The following is a 19,185-nucleotide window of genomic DNA, read 5'->3' as shown; positions in this document are numbered from 1 at the left end:
GGTCGGCCACGTCCGCCGGGATCTCCCGGGCCACCTCCTGGACCACCGGGCCCGCGAGGACCGCCGGGACCGTCCGGCCGCGGCAGGCGCTGCGTGCGCTCCTGCCCTCCGGGCGCGCCCGGGCCTCCGGGCCCGTTCCGGCGCGGATCCGGTCCGGGGCGGGGCGGCTGCACCGGCGGCATGCCCTGGGTGTCCTCGAAGGCCGCCTCATTGCGGCGCGGGGCACCCGGCCATCCGCCGGGAGGCCCCTGAGGGGCACGGCCGTACTGATCACCGGGGCCCGCGTCCGCGCGACGGCGGCGCCCAGGGCGGGCTGATCCACCGGAGCCCGAGGGATCCTCGGGACGGCCGGTCGGCTCCGGTCCATAGTTGCTGTAAGTCACGCGTCCTCGTTCAGTCATCGGGGGAATGTCGGCGGCGTCGGCCGACGGGCGGTTGAGCGTATCTCCCTGAGGTGAAGACCGCCCTGAACCGGAGGGTCGTCGCCCGTACTGGGGACGAGCGCGACGCGCCTGTGGTTCCAGCCCCAACGATGGCAGACCCGGACCACACGGTCGCGGGATTCACCGTATTCCGGAGGGGTCTCAGGAAGGGCTGATGGGGCTTTCATCCTGGCCGCCGATCGTCCCCGCCGGTCCGCGAAGCCGGACGTGATCTTGGTCACATCGGCGTCGGACGCGCGAAAAGGGGTGTATTTCCCGCGGGGTCGGGTGACGCGCGCCCCCATGCGGCCACGGCGGACCGGCGAGAACGCCGTCCGCTCCACACGTCCGGAAAAACTGGCCGTCCAGTCTGACCGCATGTGACACAGATTACGGCTCTTTACCGGATCGCGCCCCGCGCTTGACGCGTTGCACGGTATGCCAGCCGGACGTATCCTGCAGATGTATCGACTCGATACATCTGCGAGATACAAGGGGGTGTTCCGGTGACCGGCCAACGTGGTGGCATGCTGGAGCTCGCCGTCCTTGGCTCGCTACACGAAACCCCCTTGCATGGGTACGAGCTGCGAAAACGGCTCAACACCCTGCTCGGGATGTTCCGCGCGTTCTCCTACGGCTCGCTGTACCCCTGCCTCAGGGCGCTGCTCAACGACGGTCTCATCACCGAAGAGGAGCCGCCGGAGGACACGGTCATCGGCCGCAGGTCGAAGATCGTGTACAAGCTGACCGCCGAAGGCAAGGAACGGCTGCACGAGCTGCTCACCCAGGCGGGCCCGTCCGCCTGGGAGGACGAGAGCTTCGGCATCCGCTTCGCCTTCTTCCGGCACACGGAGGCGGAGGTACGCCTGCGCATCCTCGAAGGCCGCCGCAGCCGCCTGGAAGAGCGTCTGGACAGTGTCCGCACGGCTCTCGCCCGGACGAGGGAGCGGCTCGACAGCTACACGCTGGAGCTGCAGCGCCACGGGCTCGAGTCCGTCGAGCGCGAGGTCCGCTGGCTGAACGAGCTGATCGACTCCGAACGGCGCGGCACCACGGCCCGCGAGGACCCGAGCACGACCACAGAACGACCGCATGCCGTACAGGACGGAACCAATAGGGCGGACACGCCCGAAGAAGATAAGTAAAGGAGCGAGTGCGATGGGTTCGGTGCGCGTAGCCATCGTGGGTGTGGGGAACTGTGCCGCGTCACTGGTGCAGGGTGTCCACTACTACAAGGACGCCGACCCGGCCAGCCGAGTGCCGGGCCTGATGCACGTGAAGTTCGGGGACTACCACGTCGGCGACGTCGAGTTCGTCGCCGCTTTCGACGTGGACGCCAAGAAGGTCGGCCGCGACCTCTCTGAGGCGATCGTGGCCTCCGAGAACAACACGATCAAGATCTGCGACGTGCCGCCCCTGGGCGTCACCGTTCAGCGCGGGCACACCTTCGACGGTCTCGGCGAGTACTACCGCGAGATCATCGAGGAGTCCGACGAGCAGCCGGTCGACGTCGTCCAGGCTCTGAAAGACGCCCAGGTCGACGTCCTGGTGTCCTACCTGCCCGTGGGTTCCGAGGAGGCCGACCGGTTCTACGCCCAGTGCGCGATCGACGCCAAGGTGGCGTTCGTGAACGCGCTCCCGGTGTTCATCGCGTCCGACCCCGAGTGGGCGGCCAAGTTCACCGAGGCGGGCGTGCCGATCGTCGGCGACGACATCAAGTCCCAGGTGGGCGCCACCATCACGCACCGCGTGATGGCCAAGCTGTTCGAGGACCGCGGCGTCGAGCTGCTGCGCACGTACCAGCTCAACTTCGGCGGCAACATGGACTTCATGAACATGCTGGAGCGCAAGCGGCTCCAGTCGAAGAAGATCTCCAAGACGCAGTCGGTCACCTCGCAGATCCCGCACGAGATGGCCAAGGCCGACGTCCACATCGGGCCGTCCGACCACGTGCCGTGGCTCGACGACCGCAAGTGGGCCTACGTCCGCCTGGAGGGCAGGTCGTTCGGCGACACTCCGCTCAACCTGGAGTACAAGCTGGAGGTCTGGGACTCCCCCAACTCCGCGGGCATCATCATCGACGCGGTCCGCGCCGCCAAGATCGCTCTGGACCGGGGCATCGGCGGCCCGCTGCTGTCGGCTTCGTCGTACTTCATGAAGTCCCCGCCGGAGCAGTACTCCGACGACGCCGCCCGCGAGGCCGTGGAGAAGTTCATCCGCGGCGAGTTCGAGCGCTGACGCACCGCCCCGGCTCGTCGTGAGCCGGGGCGTCTTCGTTTGTGTGGGTCACCGTACGGCGGCGGGCAGGTCGGCCGGGTCGCCGACGGGCCAGGCGAGCGGGTCCGGTCCGAGCGCCACGAGCTGCGGCACCTGTTCCCGCGCCCAGGGCGAGATGTCCAGCTCTCCGCTCAGCACCGTGTCGGCGAACTGCTTCCAGGGCATCCAGCGGACCGCGTCGACCTCCTCGGGATTGGGCGCCGGCTCCGCCGAGACGATCACCCGGTAAACCGGGCACAGCTCGTTCTCGACGATCCCGTTGTCCATGACCGCCCGGTACGCGAACCGGGGCAGCAGGAGATCCACACTCTCGACGACGAGGCCGAGCTCGTACTTCAGCCGCCTGATCACCGCGGAGGGAAGTGGCTCGCCCGGAAGCGGATGCCCACAGCAGCTGTTCGTCCACTGCGCCGGCCAGGTCTGCTTGTGCCCAGCCCTCTGGGAGAGCAGCAGCCGTCCCTCACGGCCGAAGACGTAGCTGGAGAACGCAAGGTGCAACGGCGTGTCGGTGCCGTGCACCTCGGCCTTCGGGGCCGTGCCCATGGGGTTTCCCGCGCCGTCGACCAGCACGACATGTTCGTCATTGCTCACACGACCGAGGTTACGGGGTCATGTCCGTCGAGTCCGCTTGAACCGTGAATATCATCAGGGGCGGGTCAGGGATGATCCTGATGTGCCCATATGACAGCCGCGCGTAGGCTGTCGCACGTGTCCTACGTCTCAGATCTGCGTGTGGTCCTGCGGGGGCGGGACTTCAGGCGGCTCTTCGGAACCCGTCTGGTGTCGCAGTTCTCCGACGGAATCTTCCAGTTCGCCGTCGGCGGCTACACCTTCTTCAGCCCCGAGAAGCAGGCCACGGCCACGGCGATCGCCGCCGGTCTGGCCGTGCTGCTCCTGCCGTACAGCGTGCTCGGGCCGTTCGTCGGGGTGTTCATCGACCGCTGGTCCCGGCGGCAGATCCTGGTCGTGGCGCCGATCGTGCGGGGCACACTGCTCGTCCTGACCGCGGCCTTCCTGGTCGCCGGCGCCTCCGACACCGTCTTCTACGCCGCGGCGCTCGCCGTGCTCGGCGTCAACCGCTTCTTCCTCGCCGCGCTCGGCGCGTCACTTCCCCATGTCGTGCCGGCCGACCGACTCATGATCGCCAACTCGGTGACGCCGACCTCGGGCACGGTCGTGACCTTCGTCGGCGCGGGCGTCGGCTTCCTGCTCCGCACCGCCTACGGCGCGGACGCGTCCGGCACGGCGCTGCTGCTCGTCACGTCCGGCGTCGTCTTCGGGCTCAGCGCGCTGATCGCGCGGACCATGCGCCGCGAGCTGCTCGGCCCGCCGTACGACCCGTCGCGGCCGCCGGCGCACGAGGTGGTGCGCGATGTGGTGACCGGCCTGGTCGACGGGGCCCGGCACATCGTGTCCCGGCGGTCGGCGGCCGCCGCGCTCGGCGCCCTGGGAACCCACCGGCTCCTGTACGGCATGTCCATCGCGCTGGTGGTCATGATCTATCGCTACTACTTCACCACCGACACGGAGGTCGCGCTCCGGGGCATCACGATGGTGCTGGTGACCTCGGGAGCGGGATACTTCGCCGCCGCGCTGATCACGCCGTGGGCGAGCGAGCGGTTCGGCATCGAGAACTGGGTCCCGGCCATGCTCGCCGCTTGCGGCCTGCTGGAGCTGCTGCTCTGCCTGCCGTTCCACCAGTGGGGGTTCCTCGCCGGCGGGTTCGTGCTCGGCGTGGGCGGCCAGAGCATCAAGATCTGCACCGACACGGTGGTGCAACGGGACATCGACGACGTCTATCTCGGCCGGGTGTTCTCGATCTACGACATGCTCTTCAACGGGATGACCGTGCTGGGCGCGGTGATCGCCGCGGCGCTGCTCCCGCCGAACGGCAAGTCGTACGCCGCTCTCGCGGTCATCACGGCGGTGTACGCGCTGGGGGCGCTGGGATACCGCCTGATCGTCCCGACGCCCAGTCCGGCCTCCGTGGGGACGTCAAAGAGCGCCTGAGGCGGCGACCGTCCACGCCCTCACCCTACGAGGCGATCACGCCCGGATCAGGGCAGGACGTTCTGCGCCCTGGCCCAGATGAGCAGCTCCTCGCGGGCCGCCTCCTTGCCGATCACGCCCTGGTCCATCCGGACCTCCAGCATGTGCTTGTACGCGCGGCCGACGACCGGCCCCGGGGAGATGCCGAGGATCTCCTGGATCTCGTTGCCGTCGAGCTCGGGACGGATCTTGGCGAGCTCCTCCTCGTCGGCGAGCCGGGCGATGCGCTCCTCGAGCTGGTTGTACGTCCGCGACAGCGCGGCGGCCTTGCGCTTGTTGCGGGTGGTGCAGTCGGCCCGGGTGAGCTTGTGCAGCCGGTCGAGCAGGTGCCCCCCGTCGCGGACGTAGCGCCGCACGGCGCTGTCGGTCCACTCGCCCGAGCCGTAGCCGTGGAAGCGCAGGTGCAGCTCCACCAGCCGGGACACGTCGGACACGACGTCCTTGGGGAACCGCAGCTCCGCCAGGCGCTTCTTGGCCATCTGGGCGCCGACGACCTCGTGGTGGTGGAAGGACACCCGGCCGCCGGGCTCGTTCCTGCGGGTCTTGGGCTTACCCACGTCGTGCAGCAGCGCGGCCCAGCGCAGGACGCGGTCGGGGCCGGCCTCCTCCAGCCCGATCGCCTGCTCCAGGACGATCAGCGTGTGCTCGTAGACGTCCTTGTGCCGGTGGTGCTCGTCGATCTCCAGGCGGAGCTTCGGCAGCTCGGGCAGGACGTGCGCGGCCAGTCCGGTCTCCACGAGGATCGACAGGCCCTCGCGGGGATGCCCGCCCGAGATCAGCTTGTCCAGCTCGTCGCGGATCCGCTCGGCCGAGACGATCTCGATGCGCCCGGCCATCTCCGTCATCGCCTCCACGGCCTTCGGGTCGACCGTGAACCCGAGCTGGGAGGCGAACCGCGCGGCGCGCAGCATCCGCAGCGGGTCGTCGTCGAAGGACTGCTCCGGCGTGCCCGGGGTCCGCAGCACCTTGGCCATCAGGTCCGACAGCCCGCCGTGCGGGTCCACGAACTCGTGGCCGGGCAGCCGCACCGCCATCGCGTTGACCGCGAAGTCCCGCCGGGCCAGGTCGCCGTCCAGCGTGTCGCCGTACGCCACGTCGGGCTTCCGGGAGGCGCGGTCGTACGACTCGTCGCGATAGGTGGTGATCTCCAGCAGCCAGCCGCCCTTGCGGACACCCACGGTGCCGAACTCGATCCCGATCGTCCAGATGGCGTCCGCCCAGTCCTTGACGATCTCCAGCACCTGCTCGGGCCTGGCGTCCGTGGTCAGGTCGAGGTCGTTCCCGATCCGGCCGAGGAAGACGTCGCGGACCGACCCGCCGACGAGGGCCAGCTCGTGGCCGCGCGCGGCGAACATCTCGCCGAGTTCGTCGGCGACCGGAGCGATCCGCCGGAACAGGTCGTCCACGGCGCGTTTCTGAATGTCGCTCAGATTTGAAACGGACAAGGCTGGGTACGTCCTTCGGTCACGGAACAGGTTTCCCCCGACATCCTGCGATCACCTCTTACGGCTGGGCCGGGGGCTCTGGGACGAGGCAAGGAGCAAAGAGATGAAGGACGCTCTCGCCATTCACCGCTGGCTCCTCGCCCACCAGATCCACCATGAGATCGTACGTCTTCCGCGTCCCTTGACATGCGCCGACGAGTTGCCGGAGGTCCTCGACGTCCCCGCCTCCCGATGCGTCTGCGTCGCGGTGTTCGAGGCCGTGACGCGCGGGGTGGTCGAGCCTGTGGCCGTGGTCGGCGCGGTGGGAACGGTCCCGGCGCCGTCCGCGGTGGCGGCCGCCCTCGGGGCCGACCGCGTCTCCGCCGCACCGGCCTTCGTTGTGAATTCGGTCACCGACTACGCCGCCGGGCTCGTCTGCCCGCTGCTGCTTCCCGACGGACTGACGGTCCTCATCGACCGGCGACTCGCCGACGGCCCCCATCCTGAAGAGTCCCTTTACACCGTTACGGGCGAACGCCGTACGGCGCTGCGAATCCGCGCGGAGCACCTGTTCTCGCTGGTCGCGGGCACGCCGGCGGGCCTCGCGATGCCCCGGCCACGCGCTCTGACGACCCTGGCAAGCCCAATGAGGACGGCTTAGGCCATACCATTCTGGGCGTGCGCCGATCCTCACACCTGGCCCGCACGTGATCCGTAAGGCCGCTCCGCTGATCCTGCTGACCGCCCTGCTCGCTCCGACGGGCATGGCCGGTACGGCTGTCGCGAGCACGGCGGCGACGAGCGCAGTGACGACCAAGGCGGCGGCCCCGGCGGTCGATCCGCTGCTGGTGGAGCAGATCAGCTCGGCGGCGCTGCGGGATCCGGCCACTCCCATAACGATCTCGGGCGTGGTCACGGGCACGCCGTCGGCCTCCGTCCGGGTCCGGGTCCACTGGGGCCAGCCGTTCCAGACGCGGGCGCAGATGGCGGCCTTCGCGGCCGGACAGGGCTACCCCACGCCGTCCTACAACACGAAGGTGCAGGCGACGCCGCTCGACGGGTCGGGGAAGCTGCGGTTCGAGTTCACGGTGACCCCGCGCGACCTCGGCATGTCGCGGCAGGGCGTCTACCCCCTGGCCATCGAGGTCCAGGACGCCGTCACCCTGCAGCCGATCGAGATCGAGCGCACCTTCCTGACGTACGTGCCGGACGACCAGCCGGTGCCCAAGGTGAAGCTCGCCATGGCGATGCCGATCGTGGACCGGCCGCACCGTGCGGACGACTCCGACTTCATCGACGACGACCTGCGCGCGTCGGTCTCCACGGGCCGCCTCGCCTCCCTGCTCGACCTCGTGCAGAAGACCGGGCGCGCCGTCACCTGGTTCGTCGATCCCGCGCTGCTCGACGACGCCCGCCGTACCGCCACCGGCGAGTACACCGTCAGGACTCCGAGCGGAGGCGCGAAGAAGGCCGCCGACCCCGCCGCCCGCCGCTGGCTCGACGGCCTGCGCGCCGCGCTCACGAGCCGGTCCGTGGTGGCCACGCCGTACGCGGATCCGGACGTGACGGCGCTGGTCCACGCCGGGCTGGACTCGCCCACGGAGGACGCCGTCAAGAAGGGCGCGGAGGTCGCGGGCGACGTCCTCGGCCGGGAGATCTCGACCGCGACGGCGTGGCCGGTCGGCGGCGCCCTGGACCGGGACGGCCTGGACGAGCTGGCGACGTCGGGCGTGCGCACCGTGCTGCTCTCCGGCGCGACCCTGCCGCCGGACCCGCAGATCACCACGACTCCGGACGCGGCGGCGACCGTCGACACCGTCTCCGGGCCGGTCACCGCGCTGCTCACCGACCCCACGCTCAGTGAGATCCTCGACGCGGACGCGTCCGTTCCCGGGGCCGCCCTGCTCGCGCGGCAGCGCTTCCTCGCCGAGACCGCGATGATCGCGTTCGAGCAACCGCAGCAGGCCGGTCAGGGTGGCCTCGCGCAGCAGACCGGACAACCGCAGCCGCCGGCCAGGAGCGTGATCGCGGCGCCTTCCACGCGCCTGTGGAACCCCGATCCCGAGTTCGTGTCGGGACTGGTCAAGGCGGCCTCGGCGGCCCCGTGGCTGCAGATGGCCACGCTCAACTCGATACGGCCCGGCAAGGTGCAGGTGCCGCGTTCCGACCTGGTGTACACCGACCAGGATCGCGAGGCGGAACTCCCCCGTTCCTACCTCGGCGGGGTCAAGAAGCTCAGCCGCCAGGCGGACATCGCCCAGACCGTGACCGTCGAGCCGCAGAAGCTGTTCGACAACGCCGTCCTCCGGCTCACCTCGGCCTCCTGGCGAGGTGACGCCAAGCGGGCGCAGGGCTTCGTCAAGCACCTGCGCGCGTCCATCGAGCATCAGATCTCCCAGGTGTCGGTCATCGACACGCCCCGGGCGCTCGCGGGCAACAACGGGCAGGTGCCGGTCAGCGTGGACAACTCGCTGTCCAAGAGCATCGCACTCAAGATCAGGGTGACGTCCGACGACAAGTCGCGGCTGGCGATCGACGCCAACAGAGGGGTCTACGAGACCGAGCAGCTCAACATCCTCGGAAACCGCAGCCAGCTGGTGAACGTCCCGGTGACCGTGCACGGCGGCGGCGGGGAGAGCACGATCTCCGTGCAGCTCCTCACCGCGGACGGCAGGCCGTACGGCAAGGAGGTCCACGTGACCGTCCGCGCCACCGGCTACACGGGCATCGCCCTCGTCATCGTCGGCGCCGCTCTCACGATCATGTTGGCCGCCGTGGTCATGCGCATCCTGCGGCGCCGGTCCGGCAAGTCCCTTCCCTCCGGTGCGCCGAAGCCACCCGACGAGGCGGTCGAACAGCGCACCATACCTGCCGACCACGGAGAAAAACCTTGAGCGAGCGGGTTGCCGCATGAGCGAGCGCAGCGAGCGAATCAACAAGCACAGCACATTCGGCGACGTGCTGCCCAGCGCGCCTCCGGCACGACCCAGACCCGAGCCGCCGGGCGAGGGACAGGCATGAGCAGGATGTTGCGCGCGAGCGCGGTCATGATGGCCGGGACCATGGTGTCCCGGCTCACCGGCTTCCTGCGGACCGCGGTGATCGCCGCGGCCATCGGCACCTGGGCGCTCGGCGACGCCTACAACGCGGCCTACCAGATCCCGTACATCCTGTTCGACCTGCTCATCGGCGGTGTGCTGAGCAGCGTGATCGTGCCGTTGATCGTGCGCGCGCAGAAGCGGGACGCCGACGCGGGCGAGGCGTTCGAGCAGCGGCTGATGACCCTCGCCATCCTCATCCTCACGGCGATCGCCGTGCTGGGCGTGCTCCTGGCCGGGCCGATCATGCAGCTGTACACGGCGAACAACTGGTCGCCGCGGAAGGTCGAGATCGCCACCACGCTGGCCATGCTGATCCTCCCGCAGATCGCGTTCTTCGGGATCGGCGCGCTGGCGGGCGCGATCCTCAATACCCGCGACAGGTTCGCCGCCCCGATGTGGGCGCCGGTGCTGAACAACATCGTCGTCATCGGGGTCGGCATCACGTACATCGTCATCGGCGGCGCCTCGGCGAACATCGAGGACGTGACCAACCGCGACCTGCTCCTGCTCGGCCTCGGCACCACGGCGGGCATCGTGGCCCAGTCGGTCATCCTGGTGATCGCCCTGCACCGAGCGGGGTTCCGGTTCCGTCCCCGTTTCGGGTTGCGCAACACGGGGCTCGGGGAGGCCGCCAAGACGGCGAGCTGGACCTTCGTCTATGTCGGCATCACCCAGCTCGGCTTCCTGGTGACGACGAAGCTCGCCACCGGCGCGGGCGAGCTGGCGCCGGGTGCGGGCAACAGCGCCTACTCCTACGCCTTCCAGCTCTTCCAGCTCCCGTACGGGATCGTCGCGGTCTCGGTGATCACCGCGATGCTGCCGCGGATGAGCCGGTACGTGACCGACGGCGAGTTCGAGTCGGCCAGGCAGGAGTTCGGATCGGCGGTGCGGCTCATCTCCGCGGTGATCGTGCCATCCGGGCTGCTGCTCATGGTGCTCGGTCCCGCAGTGACGACCCTGATCTTCTCCTGGGGGCGGATGACCGGCGGCAACGCCCTCTACATCGGCAATGTGCTCCAGGTCTTCGGGCTCGCGCTGGTGCCGTTCTCGATCTTCCAGTTGCTGCTGCGAGTGTTCTACAGCTTCGGTGACACGCGGACCCCCACGATCCTCGGCGGGCTGAACGTCCTGGTCAACGCCGCACTGAGCCTCGTCGCGTACTTCCTGCTCCCGCCGCGCTACATCGTGATCGGGCTGGCGTTCTCCTTCATGATCGCCTATGTTCTGGGAAGCGGCGTGGCCTGGGTGATGGCCAGCCGGAAGATCGGCGGACTCGGTGGCAGGGACGTCCTCTCGGGACTCTCGCAGATGTACGTCGCGGCGATCCCGGCGGCTTTGATCGCGCTGGTCGCGCTGTGGCTGACCCGGCAGTTCGCCGACATCACCCCGCTCACGTCGGCGATCATGCTGGCCGTCGGCGGCGGGTTCGGCGTGTTGCTTTACCTCGCCACGGCGCACAGGATGCGGATCCCGGAGGTCAGCTCCATCATTGGACTGGTGGCGGGGCGGGTAAGGCGCTAGTGTCCGCCTGCTCCGTGTGAGGCCTCTCCCAAGGGGAAGGCAGGCAGGACCGGTACGGCACTAGCATGGTGCGCCGAGAGTTCGACCGGCGAGCGGAAGCGAGAAGGCGTGGGCGGATCCACCCGGCATCGTCTGATGCGTGCCGGTCGGCTGCGCGGTAAGGCGGCCTGATGAGTATGTCCGCGGTAGAACCGGGGTCTCGTCTGGCCGACCGGTTCCGCCTTGAAGACCGCGTCAGCGAGTCCAACGGCGTGACGCTCTGGAAGGCCATCGACGAGATCCTCGCCCGGCCGGTCGCGGTGCACACCTTCTCGCCCGAGTTCGACCGGGTGGAAGAGGTCGTGACCGCCGCCCGCGCGGCGAGCCGCCTCACCGACCCCCGCCTGACGCAGGTGTTCGACGCCGCCGACGAAGACGGCACGGCCTACGTCGTGAGCGAGTGGGTGAGCGGCGACTCACTCGCCGACCTGATCTCCGCGGGGGGCCTGGAACCCGAGCGCGGGGCCGCCCTGGTGGCCGAAGCGGCCGAGGCGATGACCCACGCGCACAAGGCGGGGCTGACCCACCTGCAACTCACTCCCGCCCGCCTGCTGTGGACCTCCAGCGGCACGGTCAAGCTGCTCGGCCTCGCGGTGGACGCCGCGATCGTCGGCCTGTCCAGCGACGACCCGGCGAGGGACGACGCCGAGGGTCTCGGTCGCCTGCTGTACGCCGCGCTGACCGGCCACTGGCCGAGTGACGAGGACACCAGGCTTCCCCCCGCGCCCACGGACGACGGCAAGATCTGCACTCCGCGCCAGGTCACCGCGGGGGTGCCGGGATATCTCGACACCATCACCTGCCGGGCGCTCCTGCCGGAGAGCAGGCGCGGGCTGACGCCGCTGGTCACCCCCGCTGAGGTCTCGGAGGCGCTGTCCGAGGTGCCTCGGCCCTCTCCCGTCCCGGTCGCCGCGGTGCCGCCCGCCGTGCTGCAGTCCGAGGGGCCGGCCACGCCCCGCCCGATGAGCCCGCGTCCGCCCCTACCGCCCACCATGTCGCATCCGATGGCGCAGCCGCGCCCGTCGTCGGGAACGCTCAGCCGGGTGCTGGTCACCACCCTGGTCCTGGTGATCATGCTGGCGGTGGGGATCGGCGCGTGGACGATCGGCAGGCGCCTCGGGAACAACCCGGTCGCCACTCCCACGACGTCCGCGTCACCGGCGATCACCCACAAGCCGGTAGTCGTCAAGCCGGTCAGCGCCACGGGGTTCGACCCCCTCGGTGACGACCTGGAGGAGAACCCGCAATTCGCGCCGTACGCCATCGACGGCAAGCCGTCGACCGAGTGGCACACCACGAAATACAACAGCGCGGATTTCGGCCGGTTGAAGGAGGGTGTCGGGCTCATCCTCGACATGGGCGGTCCGGTCCCGGTCTCCGATGTCGTGGTGACACTGGCTGACACGCCCGGCGCGTCCGTGCAGCTCAAGGTGGGGAACGCCGCCGACCTCAGCGTGTTGAAGACCGTGGCCGAGAGCAAGAACGTCTCCGGCACGGTGACCCTCACGCCGGGCAAGCAGGTAACCGGTCAGTACGTTTTAATCTGGTTCACCCAGCTTCCTCCGCATGAGGATAGGTATCGTGGCACCATCTATGACGTAATAGTGCACTCCCCTGGATCGGCATAGCAGGCCTAGTGAACTCCCCACCTGATAACTTCCCACCGGCTGAGCACGCCGCCCGGTCGGCGGTGAGCGATGCCGACCTTCTGAGCCGCCACATCGGCGGCGACCCCCACGCGTTCAGCGAGATCGTCAAGCGCCACCGTGACCGCATGTGGGCCGTCGCCCTGCGGACTCTGGGCGACCCTGACGAGGCGGCCGACGCCGTGCAGGACGCGTTCGTGTCCGCCTACCGCAAGGCCGAGAGCTTCCGCGGCGAGGCCGCGGTCACGACCTGGCTGCACCGCATCGTGGTGAACGCCTGTCTCGACAGGATGCGCCGCAAGTCGGTACGGCCCGTAGCCGACGACGAGCTGATCGAGGCCGCCGAGCGCGACACGCCGATGCCCGACCAGGCCGCCGAGCGCGAGGTCTCGATGGACGTCTCGGCCGCGCTCAAGGTGCTGCCCGCCGACCAGCGGGCGGCCCTGGTCCTGGTCGACATGATGGGCTATTCCGTGGAGGACGCGGCAGGCGTCCTCGGTGTTCCCGCAGGGACGGTGAAGAGCCGATGTGCGCGCGGACGCGCCAAACTTGCCCCGATTCTTTCGCATCTGCGGAACCAATCAGGGCGAACTCGCGTCTCATCCGCGAAGGGAGCAGAACTTCGTGACGGGTGATACGCATTACGACCTGGAGATCCTCGCCGAATTGGCGGAAGGTCTCCTCGACGACGCCACGGCACGGCGCGTCCGCGAGCATCTCGCGGTCTGCGATCCCTGCGGGGAGAGCCTTGCCGACCTGGCGGCGGTTCGGGAGGTGCTGGCAGCGGTCCCGACGCCGGCGATGCCGTTGGGCGTCGCCATGCGCATCGATCGCGCGCTGGCCGCCGAAGCGTCCCGCGACCTCGGCGACAGCCGACTCCGTGTCGTGGAGACCCCCGACTGGGGCCGGATCATGCAGGACGCCCCATGGGAGACGACGGCTCCGAAGGAGGAGGACACGCCCGCCGTGGCCCCTCTCGGCGTCGTCGCGGACGACGGCACCATCGTGCCCGTCGTCACCAAGAAGCGGCGGCGCCTGTGGGCGATGCCGGCTGTGGCGGCGGCCGCGGCGGCCGTCGTGGTCGGGGGTACCGGGCTGGCCACCACCGTCCTGTCCGCCCAGGGCGGCGCGCCTCAGCCGTCCTACGTGATGGGCCAGGGAGAGCCGAAGGGCAGTCCCTCGGCGAACAATCCGACGGCGATGGCCTACGCGGTCTCCGCGAGCGGCCACAACTACACCAGCCGCGAGCTGAGCGGCCCGCTGCTCGACTACTTCGGCCCCGCCCCCGGGTTCGGGACCAACGACGACGAGACGCTCGACAAGTGCGTCAGGCGGGTCTCCGACCAGCTCGACCGCACGCCCATCGGGGTCGACAAGGCGTTCTACAACGGCAACGAGGCCACGATCATGGCCTTCTGGGAGGACAAGAACATCAACGCGGTCCGCGTGGTGGTGGTCGACTCCTCCTGCAAGAGCCTCCGGCGCGAGAGCCTGGCCTCCTGGAACTGAACCGAGCCAGGCGTCGCCGTACGGACGACTTCGGGACAGCCCTCCGCGTCACAGCGGGGGGCTGTCCCCGTTTCCGTCTCCGTTTCCGTCTCCGTTTCCGGGCCGGGCGGGAGCGGCGGAGCGGGGTGGAGGGAATCCCTGACGCCTAGGATCTGTTGACGCGACAGGCAAGCACCGGATCGAAAGGCAGACCGTTGAGCGACGTCCGTAATGTGATCATTATCGGGTCGGGACCCGCCGGCTACACGGCGGCTGTCTATTCGGCCCGCGCGGAACTGAACCCCCTCGTGTTCGAAGGCTCGGTCACCGCGGGCGGCGCCCTCATGAACACCACCGACGTGGAGAACTTCCCCGGGTTCCCCGACGGCATCATGGGGCCCGATCTCATGGACAACATGCGCAAGCAGGCCGAGCGGTTCGGGGCCGAGCTGGTCGCCGACGACGTGGTCGAGGTCGACCTCAACGCCACCCCCAAGGTCGTCAAGACCCACACCGGCACCTTCTACGCGAAGGCCGTGATCCTCGCGATGGGGTCGGGCTACCGGGAGCTGGGCCTCGAGAACGAGAAGCGCCTGTCCGGCCACGGTGTCTCCTGGTGCGCCACCTGTGACGGCTTCTTCTTCCGCGGCCAGGACATCGTCGTGGTCGGCGGCGGCGACACCGCGATGGAGGAGGCCATCTTCCTCACCCGGTTCGCCTCCTCGGTGATCGTCGTGCACCGCCGCGACGAGCTGCGCGCCAGCAAGATCATGCAGGATCGGGCGTTCGCCAACGAGAAGATCCGCTTCATCTGGGACAGCGAGGTCGTGGACGTCCTCGGCGAGAACAAGATCAGCGGCGTGCTGATCCGCAACCGCAAGACCGGCGAGGAGACCGAGCTCGCCGTCGGCGGCCTGTTCGTCGCGATCGGCCACGACCCGCGCACCGAGCTGGTCAAGGGCCAGGTGAACCTGGACGACGACGGATACGTCCAGGTCGAGCAGCCGAGCACGCGCACCAACATCGACGGCGTCTTCGCGGCGGGCGACGTCGTGGACCACACCTACCGCCAGGCGATCACCGCCGCCGGCACGGGCTGCGCCGCCTCCATCGACGCGGAGCGCTGGCTCGCCCAGCACGACAGCTGACCCGGGAATGCGGGGCGGGCCCCCGCGGTTGAACCCTCCACACCGAGTAAGGGGAGAAATACATTGGGCGCCATCAAGAGCGTGACCGACGCCACCTTCGAAGCCGACGTGCTCAAGAGCGACAAGCCCGTCCTCGTCGACTTCTGGGCGGAGTGGTGCGGTCCGTGCCGCCAGGTCGCGCCGGTCCTGGAGGAGATCGCGGCCGAGAACGCGGACCGGCTGACCATCGTCAAGCTCAACATCGACGAGAACCCCGCCACTCCTCGGGACTACGGCGTACTCCAGATCCCGACGATGAACGTCTACAAGGGTGGGGAGGTCGTGAAGCAGATCATCGGCGCCAAGCCGAAGGCGATGCTGCTCCGCGAGCTCGAGGGCGTCATCTGACGAGGTGCCCCTGCGGCGCGAGCCGTACCACCGCCTTCCGGCGGCAACCACCCACAGCGAAGCCCCCTCGCCGTCCTCGGCGCAGGGGGCTTCCGCGTACCATGGCGCCCGAAGGCCCTGAGATCGCCTCAGACCGGTCGTAGCGCCCGCTCCGGACTCATTGATCCCAGCAGCCTCTCCAGAGCCACCTCGACGTCCTCGCGCCAGGAGACGGCCGACTTCAGCTCCAGCCGGAGCCGCGGGAACCGGAGGTGCGGGCGCACCGTCTTGAACCCGACGGACAGCAGGTATTCGGCGGGGACCAGGCAGCCGGGCTGCTCCCACTTCAGGTCACCGAACGCCTCGATCGCCCGCACCCCCCGCCGGGTGAGGTCCTTGGCGACGCCCTGCACGAGCATCCGGCCGAGCCCGCCCCCCGAGAACTCGGGGATGATGTGCGCCGTCATCAGCAGCACCGCGTCCGAGCTGACCGGCGACGTCGGGAACGCGACCGAGCGGGGGACGTACAGCGGCGGCGCGTAGAGCACGAAGCCCGCGGCCACGCCGTCGACGTAGGCGATCTTGCCGCAGCTCCCCCACTCCAGCAGGGTCGCGGAGATCCACGCCTCCTTCTCCAGACCTGGGTCGCCTGCCTGCACGGCGCGCTCACCGCTCATGGGATCGAGCTCCCAGAAGACACAGCGCCGGCATCGCCGCGGCAAATCGTCGAGATTGTCCAGAGTGACGTTGGCCAGCCGACGCGACACGTGTTGCCCCAATCCCCGAGAGGAGTACATGAGCCCCCGAAAACGCCGTCGGATGTGCGGAATACCACACGACCATCGCGCCTTCCGCTGGCATCGTAACTCAGCGAACCCGCTTGGTCGCCGTACTGGCGAGGCATTCCCGCGCTCTCGCGCGCCGCATGATCGGCCTCGCTGGGCGTCACCGGGAAGCAACCCGGCGGCGATCTGACGGCCGCGCTGCCGTACGCTGGATTCTCGGCTATGTGAACGGAGGTGGGACCGTGACGCACGAGCTCGATCACGGTCGGACGACCGCGCCCCACGGGTCGCGAATTGACGCCTATGTCGATCGGTACGCCGCACGAGCTGCCGGGATGGTCGCCTCCGAGGTTCGAGCTCTCTTCGCCGTCGCGTCGAGACCCGAGGTGGTCTCGCTCGCCGGCGGCATGCCGTACGTCACGGCTCTCCCCCTCGACGTGGTCGGCGAGCTGGTCGCCGATCTGGTCGCCAGACGCGGCCCGGTCGCGCTCCAGTACGGCTCCGGTCAGGGTGACCCGGACCTGCGCGAGCAGATCTGCGAGGTCATGCGGATGGAGGGCATCGAGGCCGGGGCGGACGACGTCGTCGTCACCGTCGGTTCCCAGCAGGCGCTCGACCTGATCACGCGGATCTTCATCGATCCCGGTGACGTGGTGCTCGCCGAGGGGCCCTCCTATGTCGGGGCGCTCGGCACCTTCAGCGCCTACCAGGCCAAGGTCGTGCACGTCTCGATGGACGACCAGGGCCTCATCCCCGAGTCGCTGGCGCAGACCATCTACGCGCTGCACACGGCGGGTAAGCCCGTCAAGTTCCTCTACACCATCCCGACCTTCCAGAACCCGGCGGGCGTCACGCTCAACGAGGTCCGTCGGAGGCAGGTGCTGGAGATCTGCCAGCGAGCCGGCGTTCTGGTCGTCGAGGACAATCCGTATGGGCTGCTCGGTTTCGACGGCGAGCCGCTGCGCGCGCTGCGCGCCGACGACCCCGACGGCGTGGTCTATCTCGGCTCCTTCTCCAAGACCCTCGCCCCGGGCTTCCGGGTGGGCTGGGCGCTCGCCCCGCACGCGATCCGCGAGAAGCTGGTCCTCGCGATGGAGTCGGCGGTGCTGTCGCACTCGACCTTCACCCAGCTCGCCGTGGGCCAGTATCTCGCCACCCAGCCGTGGCGCGAGCAGATCAAATCGTTCCGCGAGCTGTACCGGGAGCGGCGCAACGCCCTTCTCGGCGCACTCGAGGTGCTGATGCCCGCCGGCTGCTCGTGGACTCGTCCCGCCGGCGGGTTCTTCGTCTGGATGACCCTCCCCGAAGGGCTCAACTCCAAGGCGATCCTGCCGCGCGCGGTCGCCCAGCGCGTCGCGTTCGTCCCCGGGACCGGTTTCTACGCCGACGGCGGCGGCGCGCAGCACATGCGGCTGTCCTACTGCTACCCCGAACCCGACCGCATCCGTGAGGGCGTGCGCCGGCTCGCCGGAGTGATCGAGCAGGAGCTGCAACTCCGCGACACCTTCGGCACCGGCTCCGTTCCCGAGCACCCCGGAGTCGACACGCCCGGTCCGGACCTCGCCTGAGGTGCCCGTACGGCTAGCCTGTTCGGGCTGGCCGTACCGGAATCCTGAAGTGAGAAAGGCCCTCTCCCTATGAATGACTTGGCGCATGTGCTGGTGCTGGCGGGGGGCCTTTCGTACGAGCGAGAGGTCTCCATCCGCTCCGGCCGCCGGGTCAGCGAGGTCCTGCGCGCGGCCGGAGTGGTCGTCGAGACCCGCGACACCGACGCCACGCTGGTGCCTGCCGTGCTCGCCGACCCGCCGGACGCCGTCTTCGTCACGCTGCACGGCGGAGCCGGTGAGGACGGAGCGATCCGTACCGTGCTGGAACTCCTCAACGTGCCGTACGTCGGGGCCACCCCCGATGCCTGTCGCGTCGCCTATGACAAGCCGACGGCCAAGGCGGTCGTCCGTTCCTGGGGGCTGAACACGCCCGACTCGGTCTCCCTTCCCAAGGAGACCTTCCACGACCTGGGCGCGACGGCGGTCCTCGCGCGCATCGTGGACCGGCTCGGTCTCCCGCTGTTCGTGAAGCCCTCCCGTGGCGGATCCGCCCTGGGCGCCTCCATCGTGCGCTCGGCCGAGGAACTCCCCGCCGCCATGGTCGGCTGCTTCGCGTACGGCGACACCGTGCTCATCGAGAAGTACATCGCCGGGGTGGAGGTCGCCGTGTCCGTCGTGGACCTCGGTGACGGGCCGGTAGCGCTCCCACCCGTGGAAATCGTGCCCGACCGCGGCGTGTACGACTACGCCGCTCGCTACACGGCCGGGCACACCGAGTTCTTCGCTCCGGCCCGTCTGTCGCCGGAGGACACCGAGGCGTGTGCCGCGATGGCGGTGACCGCGCATGCGGCGCTCGGCCTGCGGGACGTCTCCCGTACCGACCTCATCGTGGACGAGACCGGCCGCCCCTACTTCCTTGAAGTGAACGTCGCCCCCGGCATGACCGAGACCTCACTTTTCCCGATGGCCGCGGAGGCCGCCGGCCGGGATCTCGGCACGCTCTGCAAGGGGCTCCTCGAACTGGCCGCCCGCCGCGGCTGACACCCGCCGCTTCGCCAGGAGAGGGATCCACCCCGGCAGATCCCTCTCCTGTTTCACGTGAAACCGCGCCCCCCACCGGTGGGAGTGCGCCGAGATCGCTCGCATTCATCGCTCTGGCCCGCGGCCGATGTGTCCGCACGCACTCCCCTGATCCCGATCACGGCGATGTCAGCGGTTGGCGCCCCTCCGACGCGGGAATCGCAGCGAAGCCCCAGCAGAGGGCTGACAGTCCGATAGCGAAGCACCATGGCACGGGATGCCCGAAGTCGATCAGGGCTTCTGTCCAGAAGGTGCCGGTGGGGATGGCTTCCTGTGCGGCGAGGTGGTCGAC

Annotated in this window: 16 protein-coding genes; 13 read left to right on the top strand and 3 right to left on the bottom strand. The window is 69.4% G+C overall.

The genetic code is table 11. The features are described 5' to 3' along the window. Positions 1 to 928: 928 nt before the first annotated feature. Positions 929 to 1,567: a PadR family transcriptional regulator gene (locus QSK17_RS25430; RefSeq protein ID WP_285707770.1), complete on the top strand. Its 639-nt coding sequence runs from the start codon at positions 929 to 931 to the stop codon at positions 1,565 to 1,567. Positions 1,568 to 1,580: 13 nt separating this feature from the next. After that, on the top strand, positions 1,581 to 2,660 hold the full coding sequence (locus QSK17_RS25425; RefSeq protein ID WP_285707769.1) for an inositol-3-phosphate synthase: 1,080 nt from the start codon (positions 1,581 to 1,583) through the stop codon (positions 2,658 to 2,660). Positions 2,661 to 2,708: 48 nt separating this feature from the next. Here the strand turns inward: QSK17_RS25425 and idi are convergent, their stop codons facing one another. Beyond that, on the bottom strand, positions 2,709 to 3,290 hold the full coding sequence (gene idi / locus QSK17_RS25420) for an isopentenyl-diphosphate Delta-isomerase (protein ID WP_285707768.1): 582 nt from the start codon (positions 3,288 to 3,290) through the stop codon (positions 2,709 to 2,711). 117 nt (positions 3,291 to 3,407) lie between these two features. On the opposite strand from idi, the gene QSK17_RS25415 reads away from it, so the two are divergent. Further along, positions 3,408 to 4,709 (top strand): MFS transporter, encoded by a 1,302-nt coding sequence (locus QSK17_RS25415; protein ID WP_285707767.1) that lies wholly within the window; start codon positions 3,408 to 3,410, stop codon positions 4,707 to 4,709. 47 nt (positions 4,710 to 4,756) lie between these two features. Here the strand turns inward: QSK17_RS25415 and QSK17_RS25410 are convergent, their stop codons facing one another. Next, positions 4,757 to 6,193 carry a CCA tRNA nucleotidyltransferase gene (locus QSK17_RS25410; RefSeq protein WP_502889287.1) on the bottom strand — a complete coding sequence of 479 codons (1,437 nt, stop codon included), beginning with the start codon at positions 6,191 to 6,193 and terminating at the stop codon, positions 4,757 to 4,759. Positions 6,194 to 6,296: 103 nt separating this feature from the next. On the opposite strand from QSK17_RS25410, the gene QSK17_RS25405 reads away from it, so the two are divergent. The 8 genes from QSK17_RS25405 to trxA all read left to right on the top strand — a co-directional run bounded on the left by QSK17_RS25405 (position 6,297) and on the right by trxA (position 15,502). After that, positions 6,297 to 6,833: an aminoacyl-tRNA deacylase gene (locus tag QSK17_RS25405; protein ID WP_285707764.1), complete on the top strand. Its 537-nt coding sequence runs from the start codon at positions 6,297 to 6,299 to the stop codon at positions 6,831 to 6,833. A 46-nt stretch (positions 6,834 to 6,879) separates the two neighbouring features. Beyond that, positions 6,880 to 9,066 carry a DUF6049 family protein gene (locus QSK17_RS25400; RefSeq protein ID WP_285707763.1) on the top strand — a complete coding sequence of 729 codons (2,187 nt, stop codon included), beginning with the start codon at positions 6,880 to 6,882 and terminating at the stop codon, positions 9,064 to 9,066. A gap of 123 nt (positions 9,067 to 9,189) precedes the next feature. After that, complete coding sequence (gene murJ, locus QSK17_RS25395; RefSeq protein WP_285707762.1) at positions 9,190 to 10,794, top strand: murein biosynthesis integral membrane protein MurJ; 1,605 nt, start codon at positions 9,190 to 9,192, stop codon at positions 10,792 to 10,794. Between the two features lie 170 nt (positions 10,795 to 10,964). Further along, positions 10,965 to 12,461, top strand: coding sequence for a protein kinase family protein (locus tag QSK17_RS25390; protein WP_285707761.1), 1,497 nt, complete (start codon positions 10,965 to 10,967; stop codon positions 12,459 to 12,461). A gap of 8 nt (positions 12,462 to 12,469) precedes the next feature. Next, positions 12,470 to 13,114: an RNA polymerase sigma factor SigM gene (gene sigM, locus QSK17_RS25385; RefSeq protein WP_285707760.1), complete on the top strand. Its 645-nt coding sequence runs from the start codon at positions 12,470 to 12,472 to the stop codon at positions 13,112 to 13,114. After that, complete coding sequence (locus QSK17_RS25380; RefSeq protein ID WP_285707758.1) at positions 13,104 to 13,988, top strand: anti-sigma factor family protein; 885 nt, start codon at positions 13,104 to 13,106, stop codon at positions 13,986 to 13,988. The genes sigM and QSK17_RS25380 overlap by 11 nt, the downstream gene beginning before the upstream one ends. Positions 13,989 to 14,182: 194 nt before the next feature. Continuing rightward, positions 14,183 to 15,115, top strand: a complete 933-nt coding sequence (gene trxB / locus QSK17_RS25375; protein WP_285707757.1) for a thioredoxin-disulfide reductase — start codon at positions 14,183 to 14,185, stop codon at positions 15,113 to 15,115. 63 nt (positions 15,116 to 15,178) lie between these two features. Continuing rightward, a complete protein-coding gene (gene trxA / locus QSK17_RS25370; protein WP_285707756.1) occupies positions 15,179 to 15,502 on the top strand; it encodes a thioredoxin in 324 nt (107 codons plus the stop codon). A gap of 128 nt (positions 15,503 to 15,630) precedes the next feature. Here trxA and QSK17_RS25365 read toward each other — a convergent pair whose 3' ends face one another. Beyond that, positions 15,631 to 16,158 (bottom strand): GNAT family N-acetyltransferase, encoded by a 528-nt coding sequence (locus QSK17_RS25365; protein ID WP_285707754.1) that lies wholly within the window; start codon positions 16,156 to 16,158, stop codon positions 15,631 to 15,633. Positions 16,159 to 16,601: 443 nt separating this feature from the next. On the opposite strand from QSK17_RS25365, the gene QSK17_RS25360 reads away from it, so the two are divergent. Together QSK17_RS25360 and QSK17_RS25355 are read left to right on the top strand one after the other, a co-directional pair. Beyond that, the gene (locus QSK17_RS25360) at positions 16,602 to 17,834 is read left to right on the top strand and encodes an aminotransferase-like domain-containing protein (RefSeq protein ID WP_285707863.1); all 1,233 of its coding nucleotides are present in this window, start codon (positions 16,602 to 16,604) and stop codon (positions 17,832 to 17,834) included. A gap of 69 nt (positions 17,835 to 17,903) precedes the next feature. After that, positions 17,904 to 18,854 (top strand): D-alanine--D-alanine ligase family protein, encoded by a 951-nt coding sequence (locus tag QSK17_RS25355; protein WP_285707753.1) that lies wholly within the window; start codon positions 17,904 to 17,906, stop codon positions 18,852 to 18,854. Positions 18,855 to 19,185 lie beyond the last annotated feature (331 nt).

The sequence above is a fragment of the Microtetraspora sp. NBRC 16547 genome, assembly GCF_030268965.1.
GTDB lineage: Bacteria > Actinomycetota > Actinomycetes > Streptosporangiales > Streptosporangiaceae > Microtetraspora.
This window is presented reverse-complemented; position numbering and strand designations above follow the sequence as displayed.

Bases quoted from the DNA above. Each gene is read 5' to 3' on its own strand.
- QSK17_RS25360 (WP_285707863.1), top strand. From the start codon at position 16,602: ATGGTCGCCTCCGAGGTTCGAGCTCTCTTCGCCGTCGCGTCGAGACCC.
- QSK17_RS25365 (WP_285707754.1), bottom strand. From the start codon at position 16,158: ATGAGCGGTGAGCGCGCCGTGCAGGCAGGCGACCCAGGTCTGGAGAAG.
- QSK17_RS25390 (WP_285707761.1), top strand. From the start codon at position 10,965: ATGAGTATGTCCGCGGTAGAACCGGGGTCTCGTCTGGCCGACCGGTTC.
- murJ (WP_285707762.1), top strand. From the start codon at position 9,190: ATGAGCAGGATGTTGCGCGCGAGCGCGGTCATGATGGCCGGGACCATG.
- QSK17_RS25355 (WP_285707753.1), top strand. From the start codon at position 17,904: ATGAATGACTTGGCGCATGTGCTGGTGCTGGCGGGGGGCCTTTCGTAC.
- QSK17_RS25405 (WP_285707764.1), top strand. From the start codon at position 6,297: ATGAAGGACGCTCTCGCCATTCACCGCTGGCTCCTCGCCCACCAGATC.
- QSK17_RS25425 (WP_285707769.1), top strand. From the start codon at position 1,581: ATGGGTTCGGTGCGCGTAGCCATCGTGGGTGTGGGGAACTGTGCCGCG.